The sequence below is a fragment of the Streptomyces sp. NPDC001868 genome (assembly GCF_040297125.1).
GTDB lineage: Bacteria > Actinomycetota > Actinomycetes > Streptomycetales > Streptomycetaceae > Streptomyces.
Genome location: NZ_JBEOYO010000022.1, coordinates 97,818 through 115,668, shown reverse-complemented (window position 1 = coordinate 115,668; position 17,851 = coordinate 97,818). Strand labels below are relative to the sequence as shown.

Below are 17,851 nucleotides of genomic sequence, written 5' to 3'. Positions count from 1 at the left end.
GGCGCGCCGATCGTCACTCTCCAGGGCGACGATTCATGCGGCCGTTCAGCCCTATTTTCACACTGCTCCGGGCCTCTTCGAAATGACAGCGGAAACGCCCGTCATTACGTTCGTTCTCGTCGGCAGGTCCTGTCGACGAGAACGAAGAGAAGGGGAAGTGCATTGCGCACTCGTAAAGCCACAGTGATCGCCGCCTCCGTCGGCGTTGCAGTCGCGGCCGCCACCGGTGTCACCTACGCCAGCTCCGCCCTGGAGTCCGCTCCCCGGTCCGCCTCGATCGCGCAGGACGCCGCCCCCTCCGTACCGCGCGGCGGGAACGGCACCGGCACGGAGGCCGGCTCGAACGCGGCCAACGCGCCGGCGGACGCCGGGGGAAAGGAAGGCTGGAGCGGTTCCAGGAAGGGCAGCGAAGGTCGGGGTGGCAACGGGGGGGAGAACCGGGAAGACTTCCGGGGTGAAAACCGGAGGAACCACCGGGACGAGGGCCTGATTCTCGTCGACGACCGCCAATACCCCGCCGAGCCGGGGTTCTGCATCACCGTCCTTAAGCCTGTAGCCGTCGTCAACCAACCCACCACTGCCAGCTTCAGAGTCGAAAACGAGAGTCGCAGGACCGTCGAGTTCTTTGGCACGCCCGACTGCAACGGAAAGGCCACCCCGGTCGGCGCTCACACCACCAACGCCGGGATCGATGTGACAATCCCGGCAGGAGCGCCGGCCGCGGCCAGCTTCCGCGTGGCCGACGGGTACAACGAGCACCACTGACGCGCCTCACTCCGAACACGGATAGGGGCAACCCTTCGCCACAGCATCGGAAACCCCGGCTCGCCGTAATCGAGCCGGGGTTCCGGCACGGGGGTATCCCTACGGGATGACCTTCTCCATGGTAGTCAGCGCGGGACGGCCGTTCCGGCGACGCCGCCGAGAAAAGCGTGCCATCCGGTGGGCGAGATGTGCAGGAGGGGGCCGTGAGGGTTCTTGCTGTCGCGGACAGCACGGCCGCCAGTGACAGTGGCAGCGACCTCGACGCAGTCACCCTGTCCTCCGGAGTACGAAGACTTCCGAAACGGGCCTATGAGCTCAGGAGTCACGACGCGTCGTCCTTGCTTCTCTGTAGTGCGCGCCGAATGAGCTGCGCGCTCGCATCCGGTGTCAACGCCACCGATCGTAGTTGGTCGAAGGCGAGCGTGTAAGCGGCGAGATCCTCTGGTGCTTCGAGGATCGACGTGCCCCGCAGGTTCTCCAGCGTCACCGCCTCCACCATGGCCGCCTCATCGAAACTGAACGAGGCGAACGCGGAGATTTCTCCGGCCAGCGTGCCCGCGCTCAACGGGAGGACCTGAACGGTCACGTTCTTCCTCTGCCCCACCTCAAGAATCTGTTCCAGCTGCTCCCGGTGGATTTCGGCGCGCACCAAGGGGTGGATGACCACGGGCTCCCAAATGATGGCCGTGTACGCCGCTCCGCCCTCCTCGATCTTCGCCTGCCGCGCCGCACGCACTTTGACCATCTGCCCGACGCGTTCCGGCGCGACATAACTGGGGCTGGCCGTGATGACGGCCTCCGCGTAGGCGGGCGTCTGCAGCAAGCCCGGCACCAGCGCCTGCGCCCACACCCGGATGTACGTCGCGTCGTCCTCAAGCGAGATGTGGTCGAGATAGTCCGGCCGCAGGTGAGCCGCGTGTTCGAGCCACCAGCCACGGTGCTTCGACCTCTTGGCCAAGTCCTCCAGCTTGTCCCGGACTTCGGGGTCATCCACGCCGTAGGCGGTCAGCAGCACTCGGATCTCGAGGATGCGGGCGGTCACGAGCCCGCTCTCGATGCGGCTGACGCGGGCCGGGTCCACGCCGAGCACCTCGGCCGCCTCCAACTGGTCGAGCTTGGCGGCCTGTCGGTACCGCTTGAGCGCGGCACCAAGTCGCCTACTGCGCACCGTCGGCCGTCCCCCTGCGGGCATCGCATCCCCTCTCGGTCTGAACCACCCCAACTCTAGGGGCCGCGCGACTCCCTCAGAAAGCAAAAACTGCATGCATGAGGTTGATTCAGTTGCAGAAAACTCAAATTGAGCCCTAGCCTCATCGTGCACGCACCGCTACTGGGCGTGAACTTGGCTGTATGTCAGGGGGTTTATTCGTCATGCCCGCACTCACCCCGCGTCGCGACTCCTTCCGCATCCCCAAGCGCAGAAGACACGTCCCCGAAGCCCGAGCCCACGTGCGGCGGATCCTCAAGGACTGGGCCCTTGACGCCGAACTCGCCCACGACATCGCCACCGTGGCGACGGAACTGGTCACCAACGCCGTCCGGCACTGCCGGGTGACGCTCGCCGAGGTCGAGGTGGTCGTGTCGGTCCGGGGCTGCGGCGTACTGGTGGAGGTGTCGGACCCGGACAAGGGGAAGGCGCCGGCGCTACGGCCGGACCCGGACCCCGAGCAGGGCGGCGGACGCGGCCTCGTGCTGGTGGCAGCCCTCGCCGAGCGGTGGGGCCATGAGTCGCGGCCGTTCACGAAGTGCGTGTGGGCCTACTTCGTCATTCCGGAGAGGCCGTGCTGAGCCCGTACCGGGGGCGATGGCGGCGTTGGGCGGCGCGGGCGGCACGGTACCGGGCCACGTACGGCCGGTGGTTGCCGTTCCCGCGCAGCGAACCCTGCTGGGAACCACCGCCGAAACCCGACCACGTAGACGACGAGGCGGCTGAGCGAGACCTCGTACGGGCGTACGTCACGGCGTACCTGGGTGAGAGGCGTACGGCGTGAGTGACGAACCGGGGCGGCCGGACGGCACCGTACCCCCCGACCCGGTCATGGCGACGTTCAGCGAGTGGCTGGACCATGCCGTGGCCTGCAAGGACGCCTGTCGCAGGGAGGGCGTTTCGTGCCTGCACTCGATGCGGCTGGCCAGACGGCACCGCGCGGCGAGGAAGGCGGCGGGCGCGGCACGGCGGAACCCCTCCGACTGAGCCGGGGACAGGGCCGCACGAGTTCCCGCGCGACCAGCACGGGCGGTGCGTAAGAGGCGCCCTGCTACGCGGTGGGGGCGTCGAGCTCGACGGGCGGGGCCTGGGCGGCGAGCGCCTTGAGGGGACCGCCGCTGAGCCGGCAGACCGTCCACTCCTCCAGGAGTTCCACCCCGAGCGACTTGTAGAAGTCGATCGTCGGCTCGTTCCAGGCAAGGACCCACCACTCGAAGCGCTCGTAACCGCTCCGCTCGCAGAGCGCGGCGAGGGCGGCGAGCAGGGCCTTGCCGTGTCCGGCGCCGCGCGCGTCCGGGCGTACGTAGAGGTCCTCCAGGTGCATGCCGCGCGTGCCGGTCCAGGTCGAGAACCGCGGGAACCACAGGGCGTAACCCACGGTCCCGGCCGTGTCGTCGTCCTCGGCGATCAGCGCGTACGCCGCCGGACGCTCACCGAACAGCGCTTCGCGAAGCTGCTCGTCTGTGGCTCGGGCCTGCTCGACGGCCTTCTCATAAGCGGCCAGTTCGCGGATCATCGCGCCGATCTCGGCGACGTCGTTCAGGGTGGCGGCACGGATCATGCGGGGATCATGTGACACCGCGCCGAGCCGTGTCCACCGAGAAAGTCCTTTGAGGGACCGCCCGGTGTCGGAGAGGCTTCGGGCATGGAGTTCTTCTGCTACCACCGAGACCGTCCCAACTCCCTTGCTTTGCGGGAGGAGTTGACGGAGGCGCACTGGTCGTACATGGACGGGTACGAGAAGGAGCTGATCGCGCGCGGCCCGGCCTTCGCGGAGGACGGCGAGACGCCCACCGGGAGCGTGCACATCGTCGACCTGCCGGACGCCACCGCGGCACGTGCCTTCGCCTTCGACGAGCCCAACTACCAGGCCGGCGCGTTCCGGGACGTCCTGCTGCGCCGGTGGCGCAATCTGCTGGGCCGCACGATGTGGGAGTTCCCGGGCGGGCGGAGCGGCGACCCCCGCTATCTGGTGCTCGGCCTGGCCCCCGACACGGGCGCGGGTACGGGGGACGCCGCCGACCTCGTCGTACCGGCCGCCTGGCGGGACGAGCTGATCGCGTACGGCCCGCTGCTGTCCGACGACGGCACGGCCTGGCTGGGCACGGCGGCCCTGCTCCGCGCCCCGGACCGGGCCACGGCCCGCACCGTACTGGCCGCGCACCGGTACGCCGATGTCGAGGTGCACGAATGGGAGTTCGGCGGGCGGCGGTGACACGGGGAGGGCGAGACGCCCCCACCCGACATCAAGTCGCCCATGAACCAAATAATCCGTTGACAACAAAGTGTTTGCATCACACGATGAACGTATGACGTCACCCACGGACCCCTTCACACCCCCGAGCGCGGACGAGGCGCGGGCACAACGCGTCTACACGTCCCTGTTCCGCATCGCCGAGCGGCACGCGGCCACGGACGGGCAGCGTCGCCGCCAGGTCCACCCCCATGTCCTCGGCCCGCACGAGGCGATCAGGCTGGTCTCGTTCCTGCTCAGCGGCGCCGCCCTCCTCGACGACGGTGAAGCCGAGGTCGACCGCGCCGACATCACCGCCGCCCTGACCCTGATCCCCCTCGCGCGCGGCGAGATGGACGAACTGGAGCTCGGCCTCCTCGACATGGCCCGGGGCCGCGGCATGACCTGGCCGGAGATCGCCTTCGGCCTCGGCCTCCAGACCCCCCAGGCGGCACGGCAGCGCCACGAACGCCTGACGAGCCGGACGGAGAGAACGGACGGGCAGTAGCGTCGCCTTCGGGGTCGGCCACAGCACCAGGAAGAAACGCCTATTCACGAAAGGGAAACCTGACCCAGCCCTTCCGCCGGCGATATCTCCTTTAAAGAGGGCCCGGCCTGCCGTTGGCGACGGTCTCGGTCTCGGCCTTGTCAGCGCTGGTGAGCGGGGCCACCGCGAGCACGACCGCCAGTGCCACGAACAAGCCGAATACGACCTTACGCATGTGCTTCTCCTTGCCGAAAGGGAACATTGGCCAGACCGGCCACCACCCCTGCTCCGATCTTCCGAACCGAGGTGACGTCGGACTGATCAAGTGACGTCGTCAACTATCACATGACAGAACAGAGCTGTCGTCGAATCAGGAATACATGACGCCTGCCGATCGATAACCCGTTTTCTATGGCAGCAGGTTGGAGAGCGAAAGGGAGGCTGTCCGTGGGCAGGGCTCCGGCGCAGTCGCGTGATGTCCGGTTCGACGGGCCGTCACTCTGCCGGGGCCGAGCGAGGATCAGAGCCAGATGCGGACGGCTTCCAGGTTGCGGGTCTCACCTGTGGTACCCAGGGTGATGATGGCATCGGATTGCGGGGCCAACCAGCCGATGTTCTGGACGTGGGCCCGACCCTTCACCGCTCCGGAGCTCACGCCGATCATCATGGCTTCCATGGGGCGGGCCTGGCCCACGGTTCCCACCCGGACCGCGCCGCCGTCGTTCGCGCAGTCCGCCTCGGCCTGCCAGCCGACATTGCGCAGATGGGCGTTGACGCAGAACCCGCCCGCTCCGCCCACCGCCACGTCCAGGGCTTCTATCGCCCTGTTCTGCCCCTCCGTCCCTGCCACACCTCCGTTGCAGACCACTGCCTGCCAGCCGAGACCGGCCACGTGAGCGCTGTAGCACACCGAGCGAGCGGCGGCCGTCGTCTTCCCTCGCTTGGCCATCTCGGCCTTGAGGGCTTCGGCCAGTGACACGTCCTTGCCATACCTCGTGGACCCGTCTGCCTGCTGTTCGCCGTCGGGCACGGCTCGGGTGATCGTCGTGGTTCCCGTCTGTGTGGGCTCGGCGGCCTGAGCCATGGGCGCGGTGAACGCGGCGGCCGTCAGGGCAGCCGCGCCGGCCAGTGATGCGAGCTTGTACACGTCCTGTTCCCCTCGTTGTCTTCCATCGGATCGACCAATCGCGGCGGACGACGCCCCGGATACGGTCGAGCGCCCGGTGCTCCAGTAGTGCGTCGCTCGATTCCGGCGGGAACCGGTGCTGCGGAAACCGTCTCTGACTTTCTGACGGAGGCGCTGTTTTCGGTGGGCCATCGGACTGATCACCTGGCCGCCCGTCGACTATCACACGGTCGACTCAGGAATGTCATCGAATCCGGAGCGCATGATGCCTGGTGATCGATAAGGCGCCTGTTATGGCAGCGAGTTGGAGAGTGAAAGGGAGGCTTCTCCGTGGGGGCATCCATATCGAAGGAACCGAGCATTCATCAGCTTCGGCTCTATCTCACGCTGAGTGAGGAACTCCATTTCGGGCGTGCTGCCGCGCGCCTGTTCATCACGCAGCCGGCGCTGAGTCAGCAGATCAGAGAGCTGGAGAAACGTTTGGGGGTGCGCGTGGTGGAGCGCACGAGCCGGACGATCACTCTCACCGAGGCAGGGCAGGCGTTGCTCTGCGAAGCCCGGGCGGCGGTCGCGGCCGTCGACCGGCTGCGGCGCGTCGCCGACGCACAGCTGCGGCAGACATCAGGACGGCTCGTCGTGGGAACCATGGGAGCCGAGGCGTCCATGGCGCACACCCGTGCCGTACTCGGCCTGCTGCGAGACCGTCACCCCGGGACGACCGTGCGACTGGTCAACCTCGGCTTCGTCGATCACATGGCCGCGCTGGCCCAGCAGGAGGCCGACGTGGTCTTCCTCCGCCCTCCGGTGACGGACGACATCGAACTGCACCACCTGGCCACCGAGCCACGAGTGGCCTGCCTCTCCGCCGGGCATCCCCTGGCGGCCCTGCCGCGGCTCACGCTGGCTCAGCTCTCCGGCGTCCCCGTGGTCGACATGCCCGAGCAGGTTCCGCGGCTGTGGTGGGACTTCTGGGCGGTCGTTCCCCGCCCCGACGGCAGCCGCGTTCGCTACGGGCCGGTCGTCACCGACATGGAATCACTGCTGCACACGGTGGCCGCCGGGGAAGCGATGTGCTTCCTGCCGGCAGCCGCCCGCGAGTACTTTCCACGACCGGGCATCAGATACATCGACGTCGTCGATCTCGTCCCCTCCACCTCCGCCCTCGCCTGGTTGCGGCGAAGACGTTCCGAATTCACCATCAGAGCCATTCGGCAAGCCGCGCAAGAAGCCACGAGCCGCGGTTTCGTCGAAGCCGTATGACGTCGGTCGACGCCATATGACGCGAGGGAGGCGGACGTACCGCCTCGCCGCGTATGTGGCAGTGTCCGGAGTGCGGTCATGGCCGCGGGGAAGCCCCAGGCGCTCCGGAAGGTTCCTGTCCCTTCCCGACCCGGAAGGCAACCGGTCCTGCGTCGAGGGGCAACGGGCCGCGTCGGGACCGCCGTAGAGAGCCCCGCGTCCCTCAAGGTGGAGCTTGGCAACGGCCGGCGACCGCCGTCGCTCCCACGGGGCGACCGGAGATCACCTTGAGTCTCGGCCGAACATCTCGTCGCGGTGGACGCGCCAGCGGCCCATCATCGCCTCGACCTCGGACTCGATGAACTCGAAGAAGGCGAGGGTCTCGGAGAGGCGGCGCCCCGCCGGGGTGTCGGCGCCCAGGCTGGTGACGCCCTCGCGCAGCGCCTCCTCCCAACGCTTGATGATGGCCTCGCGGTTGGTGAGGGCCTCGTACCACTGGTCGCTGTGGACGCGGTAGCGCTCGCGGCGCGAACCGGGCTCGCGTTCGCGTGACACCAGGTGCACCTGGGCGAGATAGCGGACCGCGCCGGAGACGGCCGCGGGGCTGATCCGCAGCTGTTCGCCCAGCTCGACGGAGGTCAGCGCGCCGGTGTCGGAGGCCAGCAGCGCGGCGAAGACCCGGGCCGGCATACGCGGCACCCCGGCCTCCACGAGCTGCGCCGCGAAGCCCTCGACGAAACGGGAGACCGACTCGGGGTCACGCCCCACGGCTTCCGCCCCGGCCTTCGCTGCGGCTTCCGCTCCGGCCGCCGTCGCGGCTTCCGCTTCGGCCTTCGAATCCGCCATCCCTGGTCAGCTCCCTCGCCATCCCCTTGATAGTCCCTGGTCAGACACCACTGGCCAGCCTACCCGCGATTCACACCCTTCCTTAACTTCACAAATTTCTGAAGTAAGCGTACGTTCGGAAACATGACGAAGGCCATCACCGTCTCCGGGCTGCACAAGTCCTTCGGACGGACCCATGCGCTGGACGGCCTCGACCTGACCGTCGAGACCGGCGAGGTCCACGGCTTCCTCGGCCCCAACGGCGCCGGGAAGTCCACCACCATCCGCGTCCTGCTCGGCCTGCTGCGCGCCGACTCGGGTGCCGCGCAGGTGCTGGGCCGCGACCCGTGGACGGACGCGGTGGAGGTGCACCGCCGGATCGCGTACGTCCCCGGCGACGTGACCCTGTGGCGGAACCTGTCCGGCGGCGAGGTCATCGACCTCTACGGACGGCTGCGGGGCGGGCTGGACACCGGGCGCCGCGCGGAGTTGATCGAGCGCTTCGAACTTGACCCCACCAAGAAGGGCCGCACCTACTCGAAGGGCAACCGCCAGAAGGTCGCCCTCGTCGCCGCCTTCGCCTCCGACGTGGACCTCCTCATCCTGGACGAACCGACCTCGGGCCTGGACCCGCTCATGGAGGAGGTCTTCCAGCGCTGCGTACGGGAGGAGCGCGACCGGGGCCGTACGGTGCTGCTGTCGTCCCACATCCTCAGCGAGGTCGAGGAGCTGTGCGACCGGGTGAGCATCATCCGCAAGGGTGTCACCGTCGAGAGCGGCTCCCTCGCCGACCTGCGCCATCTGACCCGGACCACCGTCACCGCCGAACTCGCCGGCCCGCCGAACGGTCTCACCCGTCTCCCCGGCGTCCACGACCTCGACGTCCAGGGCCACCGCGTCCACCTCCAGGTCGACACCGACAAACTCAACGCCGTACTCCGCTCCCTGACCGAGTCCGGCGTACGGTCCCTGACGTCGACGCCGCCGACGCTGGAGGAACTGTTCCTGCGGCACTACCAGGCGGAGAAGGCAGGAGAGGCAGGGGACGCGGGAGAGGCAGCTGGGGTGGTCGCGCGATGACCGCCGGGACGGCCGCCGAGACGGTCGACCCGTTCGCCGTACGGTCCGGTGGGGCGCGTCAACTGGCCGGTACGGGAACGCTGTTGAGGTTCGCCCTGCGCCGCGACCGGGTGATGGTGCCGGTCTGGGTCGCGGTGACCGGGCTGATGGTCCTCTCCATGCCGAACAGCCTGAAGAGCCTGTACGGCACCGCCGCCGAACGCGCCGACCTCATGCGCCAGATGACCACCAACTCGTCCCTGCGCGCCCTGGTCGGCCCCGTCTTCGACGACTCCCTCGGCGCCCTGACCGCCTGGCGCGTCGGCGTCTACGCCGGTCTCCTCGCCGCCGTCATGAGCCTCCTCGTCGTCATCCGCCACACCCGCGACGAGGAGGAGAGCGGCCGGCAGGAACTGGTCGCGTCGGGGATGGTGGGGCGCCGGGCGTCCTTGACCGCCGCCCTGCTCACGGCGGCCGTCGCGAACGGCGGACTGGCGCTCCTCGTCGCCCTCGGGCTGGCCGGGCAGGGGGCGGCGGGCGCGCTGGCCTTCGGGCTGGGGATCGCGGGCGTCGGGATGGTGTTCGCGACGATGGCGGCTGTCGTGGCGCAACTGACGGAGAGCGCGCGGCTGGCGCGGGGGCTGACTGCGGGGGTGCTGGGCGGGGCGTTCGTGCTGCGGGCGGCGGGTGACGCTTCCGCGAACGAAGGTTCGTCTTTTTTGACGTGGGTGTCGCCGCTGGGGTGGCTGGAAAACGAGCGTTCGTTCGCGGATGAGCGGTGGTGGGTGCTGCTGCTGTTCGTGGCGGCGACGGCCCTTCAGGGCGCGGTGGCCTACGCACTCGCCGGGCGGCGGGACGTCGGCATGAGCTTCCTGCCGACCCGGCCGGGACCGGCGGCCGGACGGCTGGCCACGGCCGGTGCGCTGGCCTGGCGGTTGCAACGCGGCGGTGTCCTCGGCTGGAGCATCGGCTTCTTCCTCACCGGGCTCGTCTACGGCGGACTGACCGAGGGCACGGCCGAGTTCGTCGGCGACAACGAGGGCGCCCGGGAGATCTTCGAACGCATGGGAGGCCAGTCCGGTCTGACCAACGCCTTCCTCGCCTCCATGATCGGCATGCTCGGTCTGATCGCCGCGCTGTACATCGTCGGCTCGGTGCTGCGCCTGCACGGCGAGGAGACCTCCGGGCGCGCCGAACCCCTCCTCGCCAACGCGGTGGGCCGACTGCGCTGGGCCGCCGGACACCTGGCCGTCGCCTTCGGCGGAACCGTATGGATCATGCTCCTCGCCGGCCTCGGTTTCGCCCTCGGCTACGGCAAGGAGGCCGGTCCCATCCTGGGCGCCTGTCTCGTCCAGGTCGCCGGGGTGTGGGTGATCGGCGGCGCCGCCGTCCTGCTCCACGGGTTCGCGCCCCGAGCGGCACCGGCGGCCTGGGGCCTCGCCGGCGCCGTCCTCCTCATCGGCTGGATCGGGCCCGCCCTCGACGCCCCTCAGGCCTTCCTCGACCTCTCCCCCTTCGGCCACCTCCCGAAGCTGCCGGGCGGCGAGATGGAGTGGACACCGGTGCTGGTACTGGCCGGGCTCGCGGTGGTGCTCGTGGCGGGAGGTCTGGCGGGGCTGCGGCGGCGGGATCTGAGCAGCTGAGGGCCGGGCGCCCGGGAGAACCACGGCCGACCGGGGCGCGTCCCTTCTCTCATGTCCGCCATGGATCAACCGGAGCAGCCCGAAGCAGCGGGGCGAGCGGGACAATCGGCGCCAGGGGAACTGGGGACGCGAGGGGGCCGGGGGGTGAATCGGCAGAGTGCCTTGGGATGTGGGGGATGTGCGCTGTCCGCGGTGGGCATGCTGGCCGCGACACTCGCCTGGAGCACCTCGGACCGCACGCGCCGCCATCTACGGGGCGGCTTCGAGGGCGAGGACATGGACTACACCGTCCTCGCCACCGAACTCCCCTTCGTCGCCCTGGCCGGAGCCGCCCTCCCGGCCGCCGTCTGCCTGGTGATCGCACTGCTGGCCCGGCGACGGAGGTCAGGATCAGGATCGGGATCGGGCGGTGGGGGCTTCTCAGATCTCGACGGATAGGCCGTCCAGGCCCCGGATCACGAAGTTGGGCTTCCGGGTCGGCTCGGTGGTGAGGGCGAGGGTCGGGGCCTTCTCCAGGAGGGCCGTCATCGAGGCCGCCAGTTCGATACGGGCGAGGGGCGCGCCGATGCAGTAGTGGATGCCCGCGCTGAAGGAGATGTGCGGGTTCTCCTTGCGGGTGAGGTCCAGCTTTCCGGGGTCGGTGAACACGGCCGGGTCATGGTTCGCCGAGCCGAACAGCATCGCGATCTCCGCGCCCCGGGGAACCGTCGTCCCGTCGATCTCGATGTCGTCCAGCACCCACCGCTCGAACAGCTGCAACGGTGTGTCGTACCGCATCAGCTCCTCCACCGCCCCCGGCACCAGCGAGTGGTCCGCACGCAGGGCCGCCAGCTGGTCCGGGTTCCGGAACAGCGCCCACCAGCCGTTCACCGTGGCGTTCACCGTCGCCTCGTGGCCCGCGTTCAGCAGGAGCACACAGGTCGAGATCATCTCCTGCTCGGTGAGACGGTCGCCCTCGTCGTACGCGGCGATCAGGCCCGAGATCAGGTCCTCGCCCGGCTCCGCCCTACGGTGCGCGATCAGACCCCGGAGATACTCCGAGAACTCCACCGACGCCCGCACCGCCCGCTTCGCCGTCTCCTCCGACGGGCTCAGCTCGTACATCCCGCAGATGTCCGCCGACCAGGGCCTCAGCTGCGCCCGGTCCGACTCGGGGACACCCAGCATCTCGGCGATCACCGCCACCGGCAGCGGCTCCGCGACATCCGTCAGCAGGTCACCGCCGCCGGCCTCGACCAGCCCGCCCACCAGCTCTCCGGCCAGCTCCTCCACATACGGCTTCAACCGCTCCACCGTGCGCGGCGTGAACGCCTTCGACACCAGCCGCCGGATCCGCGTGTGGTCCGGGGGCTCCAGGTCGAGCATCCCGTGGTCGTTCAGCGTGTGGAACGGCTCGTGCTCCGCCGGCGGCGCCCCGCGACCGAAGTCCTCGTGCGTGAACCTGTGCTGGTACGTCCGCCCGAGCCGCCGGTCCCGCAGCAACGCCGAGACGTCCGCGTGGTGCGCGACGAGCCACTGGTTCGTCGGCTCGAAGTACCGCACCCTGCCCTTGGCCCGCAGCTCCGCGTACGCCGGGTACGGGTCGGCCACGAAGTCGGGGTCCCACGGGTCGAAAGCGAGGTCGGAAGCAGCTGCCATGACCGGACGCTAACCCGCGGGAGGGTCGGCTGACCAGGGGGATCACCCTATGACCGGCCTCGTCAGCCCGGCGTCACCAGTCTCGCCTCGTAGGCGAACACCGCCGCCTGGGTGCGGTCGCGCAGGCCCAGCTTGACCAGGACCCGGCTCACATGGGTCTTGATCGTGGACTCGGCCACCACCAGACGCCCGGCTATCTCCGAGTTCGACAGGCCCTGGGCGATGAGGACCAGGACCTCCGTCTCACGGTCGGTGAGTTCGCCGTATGCCAGCTGGGTGGCCGCCGAGGGGCGGGGGGACTGGGCCAGCTTGGAGAACTCCGTGATCAGCCGCTTGGTGACGGACGGGGCGAGCAGTGCCTCTCCGGCGGCCACCACCCTTACCCCGTCGGCCAGTTGGCGGGCGGAGGCGTCCTTGAGGAGGAACCCGGAGGCTCCGGCGCGCAGCGCCTGGTACACATACTCGTCCAGGTCGAACGTGGTCAGCACCAGCACCTTCGCCCCGCCGTCCGACGCCACGATCTCCCGGGTGGCCTCGATGCCGTTCAGCTCGGGCATCCGGATGTCCATCAGGACGACGTCCGGCGACAGCTCCCGGACCCGGTCGACCGCGTCCCGGCCGTTCACCGCCTCGCCGACCACCTCGATGTCCGGCATCGCGCCGAGCAGTACGGAGAAGCCCTCGCGGACCATCATCTGGTCGTCGGCGATCAGCACACGGATCGTCATGCGTCGGCCTCGCTCGCGCCGGCCACCGGCAGGAACACCGTCACCTCGTAGCCTCCGTCCTCCGTCTCGCCCGTCGTCATCTCGCCGTTCAGCATCGTGACCCGCTCGCGCATGCCGGTGAGGCCGTGGCCCGTGCCGTGGGTGGACTTCACCAGGCTGATCTCCGGCGAGGGGCCGTTGACTATGCGCAGGCCCAGCCCGCCCAGGACATAGCCGATCTCCACGCGGGCCGTCGCGCCCGGAGCATGCCGCAGGGTGTTGCTGAGGGCCTCCTGCACGATGCGGTACGCCGACAGCTCCACTCCCTGCGGGAGTTCACGGACCGCTCCGGTGACCACCTTGTCGACCGTGAGGCCCGCCTCCCGCACATTGGCGAGCAGACCGTCGAGGTCGGCGAGGGTGGGCTGCGGGGCGTCCGGGGCCTCGTAGTCCTCGGCGCGGACCACGCCGAGGACGCGGCGCAGCTCGGTGAGCGCGGCCACCGCGTTCTCCCGGATCGTGGCGAAGGCCTGCTCCAGCTCCGGCGGCGTGTTCTCCACGCGGTAGGGCGCGGCCTCGGCCTGGATGGCGACCACCGACATGTGGTGGGCGACCACGTCGTGCAGCTCACGGGCGATCGTGGTGCGCTCCTCCAGGAGGGTGCGCTTGGAACGCTCGTGGGCCGTCACCGTCTGCTGGGCGGTCACCTCGCGCTGGGCCGTGCGGCGTATGGTCAGGGCGGAGACGGCCAGCAAGGACATGGCGGAGACGACGAGCAGCGGGACCGTGTTGTTCGCCGCGTAGTGGTTGTTGCCGAGGGTGCCCTCCAGGAACGCCCCGTACACCGCGGTCAGGCCCCACATCCAGGCGGCTATGCGCGGCCGCGTGCGCAGGGCCACGACCGTCATCACCACGAGGTGGGCCGCGAAGCTGCCGGCCGTCCACGGCCAGTCCTCCCACAGACCGCTGCCCATCGCGGTCAACGGAGCCGCGATCATGGACACCCAGAAGGCCGCCACGGGTCTGATCATGGTCAGCAGGACCGGAATCAGTGCGAAGGCGGCAGCCACCAGCGCGGTGAGCCCGCTTCCGTCGCTGGCGGAGGCGGCGATGGCCATCGAGAGCAGGCCGGCCGCCACCACGGCCGCGTGCGGCGCCCAGGCCACGTACTCGCGCCGGCGACCGGAGAGCCTGCTGGTGAACGGGCCGTCCATCTTCATCGGCGCCATCGGCCGGTAGGCGAACCCGTCGTGGAACAGGTCCTGGCGCAGCCTGTGCCATGCGTCCATCGCCACGCGGAACTCCGGGCTGCTCGGCTTGCCCCCGCCGCGCAAGGGCATCGTCTGGGTCTGGGTCGTCTCGGTCACGTTGAAAACGGTAGGCGGAGGGCGAGCTCGACGTCGTCACCAGTGAGGAGGGTCTGTCCGGGTCCGTCTCAGGTACTACGGGTACGAGTGCGGGTAGTGCCTGGTCTGCGTCCGTGCCTGTGCCTGTGGCTGTGCCTGTGCTTGTGGCCGTGGCCTTCGGCGGCGGCCGTTCAGTAACCCGTGGGGCGGACCAGGCCCGATTCGTAGGCGAAGACGGCCGCCTGGGTGCGGTCGCGCAGGCCCAGTTTGACCAGGATGCGGCCCACATGGGTCTTCACGGTCTGTTCGGCGACGACGAGGCGTTGGGCGATCTCGGCGTTGGACAGGCCCTGGGCGATCAGGGTGAGGACCTCGGTCTCCCGCTCGGTCAGGTCACCGACGCGGTCCTTGAGAGGGGCGCGGGGTGTGGTGCCGAGGCGGGAGAACTCGGCGATGAGACGGCGGGTGATACCGGGCGCCAGCAGGGCGTCGCCCGCCGCGACGACCCGTACCGCCTCGGCGAGTTGGTCGGCGGAGGCGTCCTTGAGGAGGAACCCGGACGCGCCGGCGCGCAGCGCCTCGTACACGTACTCGTCGAGATCGAAGGTGGTGAGGACGAGGACTCTGATGTGGGGGTGCTCGGTGGTGATGCGCCGGGTGGCCTCGATGCCGCCCAGCTCGGGCATGCGGATGTCCATCAGGACGACGTCCGGGGCGAGTTCGGTGACCTTGTCGATGGCGTCGAGGCCGTGCACCGCCTGGGCGACGACGTCGATGTCGGGCTGGGTGTTGAGCAGCACCGAGAAGCCCTGGCGGACCATCTGCTGGTCGTCGGCGATCAGTACGCGGATGGTGCTGCTCGTCATGGAGTCGTTTCTCCTGTCGTGTCCGGTGCGAGCGCCGAGGGCTCGCCGCCGGGGTCGCCGTCGCGGGGAAGGAAGGCCACGACGGCGAAGCCGCCGTGGGAGGTCTCGGTCGCCATGAGGGTGCCACCGAGCATCGCGGCGCGCTCACGCATACCGAGGAGACCATGGCCGGCGCCGGGGGACGGTGGGGCCCGGTGGGCGGGGCGGGAGTTGATCACCCGTACCTGCAGGCCGCGTGGGAAATGGGTCAGCTCCACCCGAACGGTCGACCCGGGCGCGTGCCGCAGGGCGTTGCTGAGGGCCTCCTGCACTATCCGGTACGCCGACAGCTCCACGCCCGGTGGCAGCGGGGTCGCCTCGCCGTGGATCTCGGTGACGACCGCCAGGCCGGCCGCGCGGGTGTTGTCGATGAGCGCGTCGAGCCGGTCCAGGGTGGGCTGCGGCGCGTGCGGGGCAGTGCCCTCGGCGACGGCCGCCATGCCGTGCGGGTCGTCGGGGCCGCCGTCCGGTGGGTTCTCCGAGCGCAGGACGCCGAGGACGCGGCGGAGTTCGGTGAGGGCCTCCAGCGCGTTCTGCCGGATGCCGTGGAGGTTCTCCTTCAGCTCCTCGGAGGGGTTCTCCACCAGGTGCGGGGCGACCTGGGCCTGGATCGAGATCACCGACATGTGGTGCGCGACCACGTCGTGCAGTTCGCGCGCGATACGGCTGCGCTCCTCCAGGAGGGTGCGGCGGGCGCGCTCCTCGGCGGTGATGCTGGTCTGCTCGACGAGTTGGGTACGGGCCTCGCGGCGCCCGCGCATGGCACTGCCGAGGAGAACGGCACCGACGAACAGGGCGAGGGCCAGCGGGGTCGTCGACGCGTACTCGTGGGAGCCGGCGAGGCCCTGGAGGGCGAAGGTGCCCAACGTGGTCAGCACCAGCACCTCGATCACCACGCGGTTGGGCAGGCGCAACGCGAGGAGGAAGAGGATGATCGCGTGGGCCACCAGCCCCATCGGGCTCCAGGGCCACGGCACGTCGTTGTCGATCGTGCCGTGGGGAAGCGGGGTGCCGAGGCCGGCCGTGACGTCGGTGGCGTCCAAGCGCTGGGAACGGGAGCCGGCATCGGTCTGCTCGGTGAAGAGCTGGGCCCGGACGCCGAGGGCCACCACGGTGGTGACGACCATGGAGCCCCACCACGCCGGTACCGGCCACCAGAGAGCGAGCGCCACGGCCGCCGCCTGCGCGAGCGAGCACAACAGCGTGTACTCCCCGCCCAGTTGATAGCGGTCGTCCATCTGGTCGATGTTGCCGAGCATGGTGACGAACGCGAGGACGACCACCAGGCCGTGCGGAAGTCGGCGCAGCCGGGCGGAGGGTGGCAACGGGTGGGCCTTGGCGCTCCACAGGTCCTCGCGCAGCAGCCGTAGCCCGCCGGTCAGCCGCTTCTCCACCGCACTCATCCGCAACACCCTAGGCATGGCGCACCGCTTGGGCCGGGGTGTTCCGCGGTTGGGGGGGTGGTTCGGGGCTGTCCCGCCCGGGAGGTCCCGCGCGGGCGGCGGTTCTCGTAGCCGTGGAACGCCGAGCGGCAGAGCAGGAGGGCGAGAGTGAAGACCGGGAGCCAGGCGAGGCGGGCCGCCACCCAGGTCAGGTTGTCGGGGAGGGTGTGCAGGCCGGGGAGGCGGCCCGCCGTCAGGCCGGTGGCGGTCGTCGCCATCATCGCCGTCTGGTGCCACAGGAACACGGTCATCGCCGAGAGGTTGACGACGGCCACCGCCGCCCAGGCCAGGGGCCGACGGCGCAAAGCGCGGCGGAGGGGGGCGCGCAGCAGGAGGGCCAGGCCGCACTGGGCCAGGCCGAAGGTGACGGCGGCCAGGGTGGGTGGGTTCAGGTTGGAGACCTGGGCGCCGGGAACGCCGACCATCGACGCCGGGTAGCCGGCCCAGAGGATCAGGGCCGCCGTGGCCGCCGTGCCGGACACCAGCAGGGTCCAGCCCGCGCGCGGGCGTTCCAGTTCGCCTCGGGTCCAGGCCGCGCCCAGGGTGTACGGGACCAGCCAGCCCGCCGCCAGGTTGATCCAGCCGAGGCTCTGGGGGCCGCCGAGGCCGAAGCGGATGAGGTCCACGTGGAGGACCACGGCCAGGGACCAGAGCGGGTTGAGGCGGGTCAGCAGGGGTGTGGCCGCCGTCAGGGCCGCGAAGACCAGGAGGAACCACAGCGGGGACAGGGCCAGTTTCAGCAGGGTGTGGACCGTGTCCACGCGGGTGCCGGTGGCCAGGAGGGTGAGCGTGATCGCCGTCCAGAGGGTCAGGAGGGCGGCGACCGGGAGGAACAGGCGGGTCAGGCGGGTGCGGAGCCAGTGGGTGTACGGGGTGCCGTGGGCCTGGGCCGAGGTGTGGCTCTTCGTGGCCACGTGGCCGCCGACCAGGAAGAAGACGGCGAGGGTCTGGAAGAGCCAGGAGATGGGGGCCAGGTGGGGCATGTACTGGAGGGGGCTGGTGGTGTGGAGGGTGTTGCCGTCCGCGACGAGGGCGGTGACCAGCCAGTGGCCCAGGATTATGCCGAGTATGGCGAGGGCGCGGAGGGCGTCCACGGCGCGGTCCCGGTGGGGTGGGGTGGCGGTGTGGATGTGGTGGGCGGCTTGGCGGATGGCTTGCAGGGGCGTTCGGAGGGGCCTTCGGGGGGCGGTGGCTAGAGGGGATCGGGGGCGGTCGGGTGGTGTGGGGCG

At 70.0% G+C, this 17,851-nt stretch carries 21 protein-coding genes; 9 read left to right on the top strand and 12 right to left on the bottom strand.

The annotated features are described in order from the left end of the window. The first annotated feature begins 162 nt into the window (after positions 1–162). Positions 163–765, top strand: coding sequence for a hypothetical protein (locus ABT147_RS25195; RefSeq protein WP_351409901.1), 603 nt, complete (start codon positions 163–165; stop codon positions 763–765). Between the two features lie 125 nt (positions 766–890). Here ABT147_RS25195 and ABT147_RS25190 read toward each other — a convergent pair whose 3' ends face one another. Next, positions 891–1,091, bottom strand: coding sequence for a DUF397 domain-containing protein (locus tag ABT147_RS25190; protein ID WP_351409899.1), 201 nt, complete (start codon positions 1,089–1,091; stop codon positions 891–893). Continuing rightward, positions 1,088–1,957: a helix-turn-helix domain-containing protein gene (locus tag ABT147_RS25185; RefSeq protein WP_351409897.1), complete on the bottom strand. Its 870-nt coding sequence runs from the start codon at positions 1,955–1,957 to the stop codon at positions 1,088–1,090. Before ABT147_RS25185 ends, ABT147_RS25190 begins: the two co-directional genes overlap by 4 nt. A 179-nt stretch (positions 1,958–2,136) precedes the next feature. Here ABT147_RS25185 and ABT147_RS25180 point away from each other — a divergent pair, with 179 nt between their 5' ends. Together ABT147_RS25180 and ABT147_RS25175 are read left to right on the top strand one after the other, a co-directional pair. Next, a complete protein-coding gene (locus ABT147_RS25180) occupies positions 2,137–2,553 on the top strand; it encodes an ATP-binding protein (RefSeq protein WP_351409895.1) in 417 nt (138 codons plus the stop codon). A 199-nt stretch (positions 2,554–2,752) separates the two neighbouring features. After that, positions 2,753–2,959: a hypothetical protein gene (locus ABT147_RS25175; protein ID WP_351409893.1), complete on the top strand. Its 207-nt coding sequence runs from the start codon at positions 2,753–2,755 to the stop codon at positions 2,957–2,959. Between the two features lie 64 nt (positions 2,960–3,023). Here the strand turns inward: ABT147_RS25175 and ABT147_RS25170 are convergent, their stop codons facing one another. Beyond that, positions 3,024–3,533 carry a GNAT family N-acetyltransferase gene (locus ABT147_RS25170; protein WP_351409890.1) on the bottom strand — a complete coding sequence of 170 codons (510 nt, stop codon included), beginning with the start codon at positions 3,531–3,533 and terminating at the stop codon, positions 3,024–3,026. A gap of 84 nt (positions 3,534–3,617) precedes the next feature. On the opposite strand from ABT147_RS25170, the gene ABT147_RS25165 reads away from it, so the two are divergent. Continuing rightward, positions 3,618–4,187: a YciI family protein gene (locus tag ABT147_RS25165; RefSeq protein ID WP_351409888.1), complete on the top strand. Its 570-nt coding sequence runs from the start codon at positions 3,618–3,620 to the stop codon at positions 4,185–4,187. A gap of 94 nt (positions 4,188–4,281) precedes the next feature. Further along, positions 4,282–4,713, top strand: a complete 432-nt coding sequence (locus ABT147_RS25160; protein ID WP_351409886.1) for a DNA-binding protein — start codon at positions 4,282–4,284, stop codon at positions 4,711–4,713. Positions 4,714–4,804: 91 nt separating this feature from the next. On the opposite strand, the gene ABT147_RS25155 is transcribed toward ABT147_RS25160, so the two are convergent. Both ABT147_RS25155 and ABT147_RS25150 read right to left on the bottom strand, forming a co-directional pair. Continuing rightward, positions 4,805–4,927, bottom strand: coding sequence for a hypothetical protein (locus ABT147_RS25155; RefSeq protein WP_351409884.1), 123 nt, complete (start codon positions 4,925–4,927; stop codon positions 4,805–4,807). 285 nt (positions 4,928–5,212) lie between these two features. Next, positions 5,213–5,839, bottom strand: a complete 627-nt coding sequence (locus tag ABT147_RS25150; protein WP_351409882.1) for a hypothetical protein — start codon at positions 5,837–5,839, stop codon at positions 5,213–5,215. A gap of 309 nt (positions 5,840–6,148) precedes the next feature. On the opposite strand from ABT147_RS25150, the gene ABT147_RS25145 reads away from it, so the two are divergent. Further along, positions 6,149–7,078, top strand: coding sequence for a LysR family transcriptional regulator (locus ABT147_RS25145; RefSeq protein WP_351409880.1), 930 nt, complete (start codon positions 6,149–6,151; stop codon positions 7,076–7,078). A gap of 261 nt (positions 7,079–7,339) precedes the next feature. Here the strand turns inward: ABT147_RS25145 and ABT147_RS25140 are convergent, their stop codons facing one another. After that, positions 7,340–7,903 (bottom strand): GbsR/MarR family transcriptional regulator, encoded by a 564-nt coding sequence (locus tag ABT147_RS25140; RefSeq protein ID WP_351409878.1) that lies wholly within the window; start codon positions 7,901–7,903, stop codon positions 7,340–7,342. Between the two features lie 123 nt (positions 7,904–8,026). Here ABT147_RS25140 and ABT147_RS25135 point away from each other — a divergent pair, with 123 nt between their 5' ends. From ABT147_RS25135 to ABT147_RS25125, 3 genes are all read left to right on the top strand, one after another. Further along, positions 8,027–8,962, top strand: coding sequence for an ABC transporter ATP-binding protein (locus ABT147_RS25135; protein ID WP_351409876.1), 936 nt, complete (start codon positions 8,027–8,029; stop codon positions 8,960–8,962). Continuing rightward, entirely contained in the window at positions 8,959–10,584 is a 1,626-nt protein-coding gene (locus ABT147_RS25130) for an ABC transporter permease (protein WP_351409874.1), read from the top strand. The genes ABT147_RS25135 and ABT147_RS25130 overlap by 4 nt, the downstream gene beginning before the upstream one ends. Positions 10,585–10,782: 198 nt before the next feature. Beyond that, a complete protein-coding gene (locus tag ABT147_RS25125; RefSeq protein WP_351409872.1) occupies positions 10,783–11,022 on the top strand; it encodes a hypothetical protein in 240 nt (79 codons plus the stop codon). On the opposite strand, the gene ABT147_RS25120 is transcribed toward ABT147_RS25125, so the two are convergent. From ABT147_RS25120 to ABT147_RS25095, 6 genes are all read right to left on the bottom strand, one after another. Next, positions 11,005–12,222 (bottom strand): cytochrome P450, encoded by a 1,218-nt coding sequence (locus ABT147_RS25120; protein WP_351409870.1) that lies wholly within the window; start codon positions 12,220–12,222, stop codon positions 11,005–11,007. The genes ABT147_RS25125 and ABT147_RS25120 overlap by 18 nt on opposite strands. A 62-nt stretch (positions 12,223–12,284) precedes the next feature. Next, positions 12,285–12,950, bottom strand: coding sequence for a response regulator (locus ABT147_RS25115; protein ID WP_351409867.1), 666 nt, complete (start codon positions 12,948–12,950; stop codon positions 12,285–12,287). Continuing rightward, positions 12,947–14,296, bottom strand: coding sequence for a sensor histidine kinase (locus ABT147_RS25110; RefSeq protein WP_351409865.1), 1,350 nt, complete (start codon positions 14,294–14,296; stop codon positions 12,947–12,949). Before ABT147_RS25110 ends, ABT147_RS25115 begins: the two co-directional genes overlap by 4 nt. A gap of 170 nt (positions 14,297–14,466) precedes the next feature. Next, entirely contained in the window at positions 14,467–15,141 is a 675-nt protein-coding gene (locus ABT147_RS25105; protein WP_351409863.1) for a response regulator, read from the bottom strand. After that, positions 15,138–16,583: a sensor histidine kinase gene (locus tag ABT147_RS25100; RefSeq protein ID WP_351409861.1), complete on the bottom strand. Its 1,446-nt coding sequence runs from the start codon at positions 16,581–16,583 to the stop codon at positions 15,138–15,140. The genes ABT147_RS25105 and ABT147_RS25100 overlap by 4 nt, the downstream gene beginning before the upstream one ends. Continuing rightward, on the bottom strand, positions 16,580–17,782 hold the full coding sequence (locus ABT147_RS25095) for an acyltransferase family protein (protein WP_351409969.1): 1,203 nt from the start codon (positions 17,780–17,782) through the stop codon (positions 16,580–16,582). The genes ABT147_RS25100 and ABT147_RS25095 overlap by 4 nt, the downstream gene beginning before the upstream one ends. Between the last annotated feature and the right edge of the window lie 69 nt (positions 17,783–17,851).

Excerpts from the sequence above, each read along its gene's own strand:
- ABT147_RS25185 (WP_351409897.1), bottom strand. The coding sequence starts at position 1,957 with ATGCCCGCAGGGGGACGGCCGACGGTGCGCAGTAGGCGACTTGGTGCC.
- ABT147_RS25180 (WP_351409895.1), top strand. The coding sequence starts at position 2,137 with ATGCCCGCACTCACCCCGCGTCGCGACTCCTTCCGCATCCCCAAGCGC.
- ABT147_RS25170 (WP_351409890.1), bottom strand. The coding sequence starts at position 3,533 with ATGATCCGTGCCGCCACCCTGAACGACGTCGCCGAGATCGGCGCGATG.
- ABT147_RS25165 (WP_351409888.1), top strand. The coding sequence starts at position 3,618 with ATGGAGTTCTTCTGCTACCACCGAGACCGTCCCAACTCCCTTGCTTTG.
- ABT147_RS25160 (WP_351409886.1), top strand. The coding sequence starts at position 4,282 with ATGACGTCACCCACGGACCCCTTCACACCCCCGAGCGCGGACGAGGCG.
- ABT147_RS25155 (WP_351409884.1), bottom strand. The coding sequence starts at position 4,927 with ATGCGTAAGGTCGTATTCGGCTTGTTCGTGGCACTGGCGGTCGTGCTC.
- ABT147_RS25140 (WP_351409878.1), bottom strand. The coding sequence starts at position 7,903 with ATGGCGGATTCGAAGGCCGAAGCGGAAGCCGCGACGGCGGCCGGAGCG.
- ABT147_RS25135 (WP_351409876.1), top strand. The coding sequence starts at position 8,027 with ATGACGAAGGCCATCACCGTCTCCGGGCTGCACAAGTCCTTCGGACGG.
- ABT147_RS25130 (WP_351409874.1), top strand. The coding sequence starts at position 8,959 with ATGACCGCCGGGACGGCCGCCGAGACGGTCGACCCGTTCGCCGTACGG.
- ABT147_RS25125 (WP_351409872.1), top strand. The coding sequence starts at position 10,783 with ATGCTGGCCGCGACACTCGCCTGGAGCACCTCGGACCGCACGCGCCGC.
- ABT147_RS25120 (WP_351409870.1), bottom strand. The coding sequence starts at position 12,222 with ATGGCAGCTGCTTCCGACCTCGCTTTCGACCCGTGGGACCCCGACTTC.
- ABT147_RS25115 (WP_351409867.1), bottom strand. The coding sequence starts at position 12,950 with ATGACGATCCGTGTGCTGATCGCCGACGACCAGATGATGGTCCGCGAG.
- ABT147_RS25105 (WP_351409863.1), bottom strand. The coding sequence starts at position 15,141 with ATGACGAGCAGCACCATCCGCGTACTGATCGCCGACGACCAGCAGATG.
- ABT147_RS25100 (WP_351409861.1), bottom strand. The coding sequence starts at position 16,583 with ATGAGTGCGGTGGAGAAGCGGCTGACCGGCGGGCTACGGCTGCTGCGC.